This is a genomic window from Rhodocytophaga aerolata (assembly GCF_030503435.1).
Taxonomy (GTDB): Bacteria; Bacteroidota; Bacteroidia; order Cytophagales; family 172606-1; genus Rhodocytophaga; species Rhodocytophaga aerolata.
Map to the genome: position 1 here is coordinate 1 of NZ_JAUKPO010000083.1, position 9216 is coordinate 9216.

Below are 9216 nucleotides of genomic sequence, written 5' to 3' on the forward strand. Positions count from 1 at the left end.
ATGCACCACCTGCTTTCTACCCTCAGAGATCTGGAAGTGGCAGAAGCCCTGATTGTAGAGGCCGGTAAAATTGCCGAGAGCACACGGGATCATGTGTTGGGCAGGAAATTGGAATAAGCCATTTACAAATCCAGATCATGCAACAAAGTACCACCTTTTTCACTACCGGGTATAGGTATGGACTTCTATTCGTGGCAGTATTAAAAACACATAAGATATCAGGACAATGTATCATTTTTCATACTTCAAAGAAAATGAAAAGCAAATCATACTGGATTTCTTTGAAGACCATCCATTTGTCTTTTTAACAGGGAGCAGTTTATCAGGCAAGCAAGTGGCTACACAAATTCCTGTCCTCATTGAGGAGAGAGGAGGCCAATTGTTTTTACAAGGACACATGATGCGAAATACAGACCACCATAAGGCTTTTGCTGAAAACCCACATGCCTTGGTGGTGTTTACAGGTCCCAGTGCGTATGTAAGCGCTTCCTGGTACAGCAATCCTCAGATTGGGTCAACATGGAATTACATGAGTGTCCATATAAGCGGACAAATGAATTTTATGACAAGGGATGAGCTAATTCAGTTTATGAGAAAATTTACACTAAAATTTGAAAAGGGGAATACAAACTCACTCACTATTTACGACAACCTTCCGGACAAATTTTTAAACAAAATGATGCCTGCCATTGCTGGTTTTGAGATGAAGGCAGAAGAAATCGATAATGTATTCAAACTAAGTCAGAACAGAGATGAGCAAAGTTATCTGAATATTATTTCAAAACTGGAAGAGCAGGGTGGTAACAGTGCTTTGATCGCTTTAGAAATGAAGAAAAGAAAAACAATATTATTTCCGCCAGGGGTAGAATGGGACGGTTCAAGATTTGATTCCTGACAAAAAATTTTTATCAAAACATCAATTTAACAAATGGAAATAAAAAGACTCGATCAAAGCGGGATAGCTAATTTCAGAAATCTCATTGAAGTTTTCACGGAAGTCTTTGAGAATAGTATTCCGATACCTAATGATCAGTATTTGAGCAAGTTGCTTTCTGATCCGGACTTTATGGTATTTGTCGCCAAAATACATGACAAAGTGGTTGGCAGCTTAACAATCTATGTCCTGCATCAGTATTATAGCGAAAAACCTCTGGCTTATATCTATGATGTTGGCGTTGCACCGGAATTTCAGAGAAAGGGTATAGGTAAAGCGCTAATTATTGAATGTTGTAATTTTTGTAAGGCAAATGGATTTGATGAAGTATACGTGGAAGCGGAAAGTGAAGATAAAGATGCTGTCAATTTTTACAGGAAGACTAAATACAGTACTGAAACACTAGCCACACATTTCAGTTATTCTTTTACTGACTAAACTCACTGAAGAAAACAACAAACCGTCAACGAGATATTGCCTGCCTGAGTATTTGGGAGACTGTTTTTAGCATCAATGATTATCTCTTGATGCCTATAAGCACCTGCTAAATATATGATTAACAGATTAGCTGATCTGCCAGGTAAAATAAATTTTCGAAATCACACAAGATCAATGTATTATGCCGGTAAGTACATTAAGGTAGCAATTTAGTAATGAGAAAGGGGCGAATAAATTAACTACTAATATTAATTGTTTAAACATGCCATATGAGAAGACTAGCCCTAGTTGATGTAATAGAATCCATGAAAGCATTTGTAAGGGAGCTACTCAAAGCGTAAAATAATAATGTAAATAAGTGCTTTACTAAAGGATGGCAAGAAACAAAACAATTCACTCAAGAAAGAAAAGAGGCGCTTGTTATTTTGGCATTAAAGGCTATAGGGGTAATTTCGTGCCATAGTTATCTACTAGATAGAGAGTCGTTACCAATAAAAAAGCCTCTATCATTAATACAGGCCTTTCTAAATATACACTTTTGCATTATTGTCTTTTTGTATGCAAATTTGCAGCCAAAAGATACAGTTAGAGAAAAAAATTATTGAATGGTAACAAGCCTATCTACTGTATAGGCTTTTTCATTTGTCTATAGCCTTACTTTCCTATAGTAATTACGAACTCCCTTCTACTAAAGTAGAAATAAGCGTTTGAATACAGCTAATTTATTTGTTGATGAATACGATTCTAAAGAACTTCTTTGATGGCCTGCTTTCTATGGGCAGGAAAACGAAGGCTACAGAAGTCTCCCAAACAATACTCTCCTCCATTGCTCAAACCGCTACGGATGCCATCCTTATTGCCGATGCCGATTCGACTATTGTTTTTTGCAATAAAAAAGCTACCCAAATCTTTGGCTACTCTCAGCAAGAGCTCATCAATAGCAATCTCTCTTTACTCATGCCTGCTCAATACAGAGAGGCCCACCAGCGGGGGATGGACCGCTTTGTGGCTACTGGTGTTGGTAGATTGATCGGCCATACCATTGAGGTGGAAGGCTTGAGAAAAGGAGGAGTAAGTTTTCCTATGGAGCTTTCGCTATCTTTTTGGCAGCAGGAAGGCATTTTTTTTACCGCTATCATCCGCGATGTGACTAAGCGAAAGCAAATCGAGCAAGAACTCGTAGATAAGAATACAGAGTTACAGCAAGCCAATGAAGAATTACTCCGCACACAGGAAGCACTCCAGGAGACGAACTATGAAATGGAAAAAAGAGTAAAGGAGAGAACTACAGCTCTTGCAGCCAGTGAAAAAGAGTTGCGCTTAATCACCGATGCCTTACCTGTACTCATCTCCTATATAGACAAGGATGAAACCTACCGCTTTGTAAGTCAAGCCTATGAGCAGTGGTTTAAATTAGAGCGCAGGGCCCTGGTGGGCAAAACCCTTCGAGAGATAGCAGGCGAAGAAGCCTATGGAGCAATTAAAGAAAATATCCGGCAGGCATTAGCCGGACACGCCCAATCCTTTGAGAGACTTATGCATTACCAACGGGTGGAATCCCGCTATGTGGATTTCCGCTTCATTCCCCGATGGGAGGACAAACAAGTCGTAGGCTTTTATTTGCTGGCGACCGATATAAGCGAGCGCAAAAAAGCTGAAAAAGAAGCTAAACAGGCCTCAGAACGGCTGACTTTACTGCTGGAATCCATCCCCCAACTTACCTGGACATCGCCCGGGGAAGAGTCAGCAATCAATTTCTTCAATAAGCAGTGGTATGCGTATACAGGGCTCACTCAAGAGCAAAGCCTGGGCATGGGCTGGCAGCAAGCCTTGCACCCCGATGATTTAGCTCTTGTCATCGCGCGTAGAACTAGCGGACGAAGAGAAGCCATGCCCTATAGGGCAGAGAATCGGTATCGGCACCGGGATGGCTCTTTCCGCTGGCATCTGACGCAGGTTGTGCCGATTAAAGACGAAAATAATCATCTTCTGTTGTGGGTAGGTACGGCCACAGACATTCATGAACTAAAAACCGTACAGCAGGAATTACAAACCACCACACAGGAACTAGCAGCGGCCAATGAAGAACTCAGTTCAGCTAGTGAAGAACTTTTAGCAGGCAATGAAGAACTGTCAGAGGCCAATAAAGCGGTGTTGGAAAGCAACCAAAAGCTAGCGGCAAGTAATGAGCAGCTTACTAAAATCAATACCGATTTAGATAACTTCATTTATACAGCCTCCCATGATCTGAAGGCCCCCATCGCCAATATTGAAGGCTTGACACTTGCTCTGGTAAAGAAACTAACCAGCACATTTGCGCTCGATGAGGAGCAGAGTCGGATCTTATCCATGATTGCTGCCTCGGTAGACAGGCTCAAAGCTACCATTGGCAGCTTAACCCAAATAGCCAAAGCCCAAAAAGGCGAGGAAGAGGCAGAAACAGTTTCTATACAAAAGTTGATAGGGGAAGTAGAACTGGATCTAGCTAAACTTCTAGCAGCCGGGCCAGTACTGATCGATACAGATATAGAAATAGATGAATTCAGGTTTGCCAAGAAAAACTTGCAAAGTATCCTCTATAACCTGTTATCTAATGCAGCCAAATATGCTTCTGCGGAAAGAACACCTCAGATAAAGATCATCACACAAAAACAAGCAGACTATCTGCTGATCCGGGTCAAAGATAATGGGATAGGGATTAGTGAAAACAATTTACAAAAGCTATTTACCATGTTTAAACGCTTTCATACCCATGTGGAGGGCACAGGTATTGGACTATATATTGTAAAAAGGATTGTAGAAAATGCTGGAGGAAAAATAGAAGTAGAAAGCACTTTGAATATAGGTACAACCTTTACTATTTACTTACCCTTTAAGAAGTAATTTGAAAGGGGTAGTTTTATATTACTACTCTATAACTTTGGATATGGCCTTAGCTGTTATGCTAAACTTGTACTTAACTTAGTGTCCACTTTTTCGAAGGAAGTCCAGCTTGGTTGTATTAGAAAAAAATGAAAATGTAGTATAGCTCTTTAATAAATGCGTGTGCAAGCATTAAAGAGCAATGTTACTCATCTACTGGCTTTGATATGTATTCGACTATAGGCAGATAAATACTTAAATAACCGACAGGTTTGAATCACCCTTATTTCCCTTTGGATCCTTCCATTCTAAACATATCCATAATACTACCTGTAATGTTCTTGTCATCCTTCTTTGACATAGTCAAGTACACCTCCACGCCCTCCTCTTGGGCAAAAAAATGAGCGGTGAGGGTATTATCAGCAACATCAATTTTACTAAAAGGAGTCTTTACCTTTTTAGTAGCAGCATCCACAATTCCGCCACTAAGCTTACCATCTTTTTTGTCTAGTTGAATGATCATATCAGTATCTCCTTGAGGTAGGCTATAGGCTTTCACATTCCAGGTACCTACAAAATAGTCTTCGGGTGCAGACTGTGCCTGCAGGTTGGTAACAAATAACACAAAAGATAAGAAACTAAAGAAGAAAAGGGCGCTTAACTTTTTCATACGAAAGTAGGGTTTAGAAATGATAGAACTTGATTAATTGATACAGAAATAATGTACTCCTAGGGGTAATAAATATTATATAGTAATATTTACGGAATAAAGGTAATTGTATTTTTTATATTTAGTAAGTTTTACGAAATAATATTTTATTTTTGACACTATGAACTCTCTAGAAGAAGTGTTAGACTTTGTTAATAATGGTCATAAGTACTATCTGCCTCATATGAGCATTGATAGTGTCATATTTGGCTATCATAATCAGCAACTTAAAATTCTGCTGCTCAAATGGAAAGGATATAATGAATGGGGATTACCAGGCGGTTTCATTAAGAGGAGAGAACCATTGAGTAAAGCGGCACACCGGATCCTAGAGGAAAGAACGAGTTTAAGTAATCTGTTTCTGCAGCAGTTTCACATGTTCGGAGATTCTCCTTATCGGGTGAAGGAAAGAATTCCTCAAGTATTTAGAGAAAAATTTGGTTTGGAGGTAGAAGAAGACAACTGGCTATTTGAGCGGACCTTATCCATTGGCTACTTCGCCTTAGTCGATTACTCAAAGGTTTCAGTTACGCTTGACTTTTTCACGGATGATTATCAGTGGTGGGATGTAGACGATATACCAGAACTTTTATTTGATCAGAAGGAAGTGGTGGAGAAAGCCTTGCTCACTTTACGGCTTCAGATCTATCACCAGCCTATTGGCTATAACTTATTGCCCCAGAAGTTCACCTTACCGGAGATTCATTCCCTCTACGAAACTATTTTAGGCAAAGAACTGGATCAGCGGAACTTCTCAAAAAAGCTTCTCACCCTGGGGTTGATTAAAAAACTCGATGAACGGCGCAACATTGGCCCCCACCGGGCTCCCTACCTATATCAGTTTGAGAAGGAAAATTATGAAGAGGCTTTGAAAGAGGGAATTGTGCATACGTATTGAAAGCGGGCTTTCTAATTCAATCGCTATAGCACTCTTTCTCTCCCTGTCCATGCCGATAAATTAAGTATAGTGAAGTAATAATCATTTTAATTTCCCTTTTCTTGTAACTGTATATGTGGGCAAGAGGGGAAAGTAATCAAAATTATTATCTTCCCCTTTTGTCCAATTTTACTTTTTATAACAATAACAAAGGGGGAGTTATTTTAACTACCTTTTTTTGGTGCTCCTCAGAATATAAAAAGAGAACAAAGTCTATCATTTAACTATTTATAAATATAATCATTATTTCCTTCTGCACTTTGTTTTCTTATAGCTAAACACATTAGCTGACAGTGCAAATGTGCTTATTGTACTTTGTAGCTTAATCCCGTTCAAAGCGATAGGTAGTGGAGGGATGTATGTTCTTTACCCAAATAAAACAATATATGTCAGCTGTTTACCCCTAGTTTTGTATATAACATACGTTCAGTATTAAACATCAGTAACCGGCATGGATGCATTTTTACTTTCCAGGTATACCAAAAATCGGGCATACCTTTTACTGTCTTTCTCCTTCCTTTTATTTTCCTGTAACAAACAGGAAGCTGTTCCAGTGCAAAGAGGCTTTTTAGAAGACTTTATCAAGAGCGATGGGGCGATTAAAGTTTACAAAACAACCAATTTCCCCAATGACTACCGCCATACAGCCACTTATCGGGGATATATTTTCAAACCCCTAGAGGCGATAAAAATCACTGCTATTGGTGGTAAGATTGCTGCCGAGGGAACTTACCGGATCGAACTCTATGATCATACAAACCTTTCCTGGACAAAGTCTGACCCCTTGTTGGTGGATAGCGTAGCAGTAAGTAATACTGACGGTTTTCAATATAAGCCACTTGCCAAAGCCTTAGAGCTGAAGGCAAATCACCTTTATCTGATCCGGTATTTCAATAAAAGCCATGATTCAGTATACGATGCCCTATTACCTGAGAGCTATAATCCTGATCAAGGCCTTTACTTTCCTTTTCAGATAAAAGAGATTGAAGTAATGGATATCTACTACACTTACCATTATTTGTATGAAGGCCAGTACTACTGGGGAGAAGAAGGAACCTATAACACACCAAAGTTTCGTGGCTTAGTGGACTTTACCTATGAGAAGGTCAGATAAAACGTTTCTACAGGGTATATAGTTTAGGTAACAGGGTAACTATTCCGGTAAATGTGGTTTTCCCGAACTTTTTTTGATTTGGCTAAATGAATTAAATAACAACAGCCAATTATTTAGCTAGCAAAGAGGAAACCTAGTTGAATATTCAAGCATCAACTTAGTGAGTACCGATACGCTGGTATAGAACTTACCTCGGGAAGTAGCAACAACTACCGTTTCTAGTCTCAAAATTGTAGTTATAGATGTAGTGTATATGATACAGGGATATGCTTTGCTATTCGCTGTGTCATTGATACATGGGGGAATACGCAAAAGACAACGATAAGCTACTATGTAAGATTCTCTGATATTCAGACAAAAGCTAAGAAGAATACAACTCGTACTTTAGTTTCAAGAAACGGAACATTATAGTTACAACACTATTGATAGTTATAAAAAATGAGAAAAATTTACCTGCTGTTAAGTTTACTGATATTTTTTCTCTCTTTTAATCCCGTTCTCTCTCAATGGCAAAAACAGAGCAATACCTATGGCGAATTTTCCTCCATTGCCGGCAATTCTAAAATTGTTCTGGCTGCCACTAATTATCATCTCTTTTATTCAGAAAATGATGTTGGGGGGTGGACTAACCAGCCAGAATTTCAAAGTTATAGAAATTATGTATTCAGAAAGGGAGATACTTTTTTTGCTCAAAAGGAAAGTGATTTTTTAGTGTCAACTGATGGAAAAACATGGCAGAAAAAAACCGGCTATGGATATTTAATGGCGGCTGATGAGTATACGTTACTGGGAGTAGCTCAAAATAAGATATATAGTTCCCTAGATGACGGCAATAGTTGGCAACTATTACCTTTTACTCTTTCTAGGTATACTAACATTCAATCTCTAGCTATTGCAGGAAACTACATTTATGTGGCTACCTCTGAAGGTCTTTATCAATCGAAGGATAAAGGGCAGACTTGGAATCAATTACAAAATTTAACCTACGATATTCTATCAGTGTCAGCCTTAGGTAATTATGTTCTGCTGGCCACAAGGTATCATGGTTTGATCTATTCAATTGATTTGGGTAATACCTGGACTAATATCAACAATTATGCTAATTCAGTAATAACCGATTCACAATTTTTATCTACTTACCTGACGGATAATAAATTCATTATTGGAAGTCTTTACACTGGTAGAATATACTTGTCGGAAGATAAGGGTAAAACATGGAAGAATTTCAGCGCCGGACTACCAACAAATGCAGGAGTTGACAATATCACTATAGTTGATGATAAAATAATTATAAATACAGTTGAAAGCTTTAATGGTGCTATTTGGCAAAGAAGTACAGCTGAACTCGCGGATGATTTTTTGGTAGCTCCCACTTCTCTGACTGCCGACGCTTATTCTCGTGATCAAACTTTGCTTAAATGGATTGATAATGCTAGCAATGAAATAGGCTTTAAGATAGAACGCTCCATAACAGATGCAGAACATTTTGTAGAAATTGGAAGTGTTCCAAAAGATTCAACCACTTTTAAAGATAACAATGTGGTGAATGGCCAAACGTATTTTTATAGGGTAAGGGCTTACAATCAAATCACGCATTCAACCTACAGCAATCAAATAAAGTTAAGAAGATTACCTACTACCTGTGAAGATTATGTTAACGCATCCTCTACCGCCTTATATGATATTTTTTTTGTCTCTTCAACTAAAGGCTTTTCAGTAGGTGATTTTGGGAAACTGCTAAAAACAGAAGATGGAGGCCAAAACTGGCAAGATGTGAAGCATTGTACGTATGGTTCTTATTCAAAGATTAAATTTACTTCCGCTTCCCTAGGATACGCGACCGGAAGCTGGGGATCAATGATGAAAACCACTGATGGAGGAGAGAATTGGCAACGGCTACAGCCACCCACTTCAAGAGATATAAAAGATCTCTTCTTTTTGAATGATAGCTTAGGTTTTATTGTCGGAGAAAATGTGTATAAAACTACTGATGGTGGGATCTCTTGGGAGAAACAGTATCTATCCTGGGATGAGCTTTACAGCATATTTTTTACTAGCGAAACCACTGGTTTCGTCTGTGGAAGATCAAACACTTTATACAAAACAACAGACAGCGGTAAAAATTGGAAAGCAATAGATTTAAATTTTTTGGGCTTTAATAAAGGCTTACATAGAAGCTGTTTAAAGTTATTATCTAAAAAGGAAGCACTGGTTAAGAAGTA

Annotated in this window: 7 protein-coding genes; 6 read left to right on the forward strand and 1 reads right to left on the reverse strand. The window is 38.6% G+C overall.

Annotation, left to right across the window (positions count from 1 at the left end):
• Window positions 1-226: 226 nt before the first annotated feature.
• The 3 genes from Q0590_RS35915 (at window position 227) to Q0590_RS35925 (ending at window position 4255) form a co-directional block, all read left to right on the forward strand.
• On the forward strand, window positions 227-895 hold the full coding sequence (locus Q0590_RS35915; RefSeq protein WP_302042513.1) for an FMN-binding negative transcriptional regulator: 669 nt from the start codon (window positions 227-229) through the stop codon (window positions 893-895).
• A 33-nt stretch (window positions 896-928) separates the two neighbouring features.
• Complete coding sequence (locus Q0590_RS35920) at window positions 929-1372, forward strand: GNAT family N-acetyltransferase (protein ID WP_302042514.1); 444 nt, start codon at window positions 929-931, stop codon at window positions 1370-1372.
• A 732-nt stretch (window positions 1373-2104) separates the two neighbouring features.
• The gene (locus tag Q0590_RS35925) at window positions 2105-4255 is read left to right on the forward strand and encodes a PAS domain-containing sensor histidine kinase (protein WP_302042515.1); all 2151 of its coding nucleotides are present in this window, start codon (window positions 2105-2107) and stop codon (window positions 4253-4255) included.
• Window positions 4256-4517: 262 nt separating this feature from the next.
• Here the strand turns inward: Q0590_RS35925 and Q0590_RS35930 are convergent, their stop codons facing one another.
• Window positions 4518-4904, reverse strand: a complete 387-nt coding sequence (locus tag Q0590_RS35930) for a hypothetical protein (RefSeq protein ID WP_302042516.1) — start codon at window positions 4902-4904, stop codon at window positions 4518-4520.
• Between the two features lie 160 nt (window positions 4905-5064).
• Here Q0590_RS35930 and Q0590_RS35935 point away from each other — a divergent pair, with 160 nt between their 5' ends.
• The 3 genes from Q0590_RS35935 to Q0590_RS35945 all read left to right on the forward strand — a co-directional run.
• The gene (locus Q0590_RS35935; protein WP_302042517.1) at window positions 5065-5841 is read left to right on the forward strand and encodes an NUDIX hydrolase; all 777 of its coding nucleotides are present in this window, start codon (window positions 5065-5067) and stop codon (window positions 5839-5841) included.
• 490 nt (window positions 5842-6331) lie between these two features.
• The gene (locus Q0590_RS35940) at window positions 6332-6994 is read left to right on the forward strand and encodes a hypothetical protein (protein WP_302042518.1); all 663 of its coding nucleotides are present in this window, start codon (window positions 6332-6334) and stop codon (window positions 6992-6994) included.
• Window positions 6995-7432: 438 nt separating this feature from the next.
• A partial coding sequence (locus Q0590_RS35945) for a YCF48-related protein (RefSeq protein ID WP_302042519.1) occupies window positions 7433-9216 on the forward strand: 1784 nt, incomplete at its 3' end.

Coding starts and splice junctions, on each gene's coding strand:
- Q0590_RS35915 (WP_302042513.1), top strand. CDS start 227: ATGTATCATTTTTCATACTTCAAAGAAAATGAAAAGCAAATCATACTG.
- Q0590_RS35920 (WP_302042514.1), top strand. CDS start 929: ATGGAAATAAAAAGACTCGATCAAAGCGGGATAGCTAATTTCAGAAAT.
- Q0590_RS35925 (WP_302042515.1), top strand. CDS start 2,105: ATGAATACGATTCTAAAGAACTTCTTTGATGGCCTGCTTTCTATGGGC.
- Q0590_RS35930 (WP_302042516.1), bottom strand. CDS start 4,904: ATGAAAAAGTTAAGCGCCCTTTTCTTCTTTAGTTTCTTATCTTTTGTG.
- Q0590_RS35935 (WP_302042517.1), top strand. CDS start 5,065: ATGAACTCTCTAGAAGAAGTGTTAGACTTTGTTAATAATGGTCATAAG.
- Q0590_RS35940 (WP_302042518.1), top strand. CDS start 6,332: ATGGATGCATTTTTACTTTCCAGGTATACCAAAAATCGGGCATACCTT.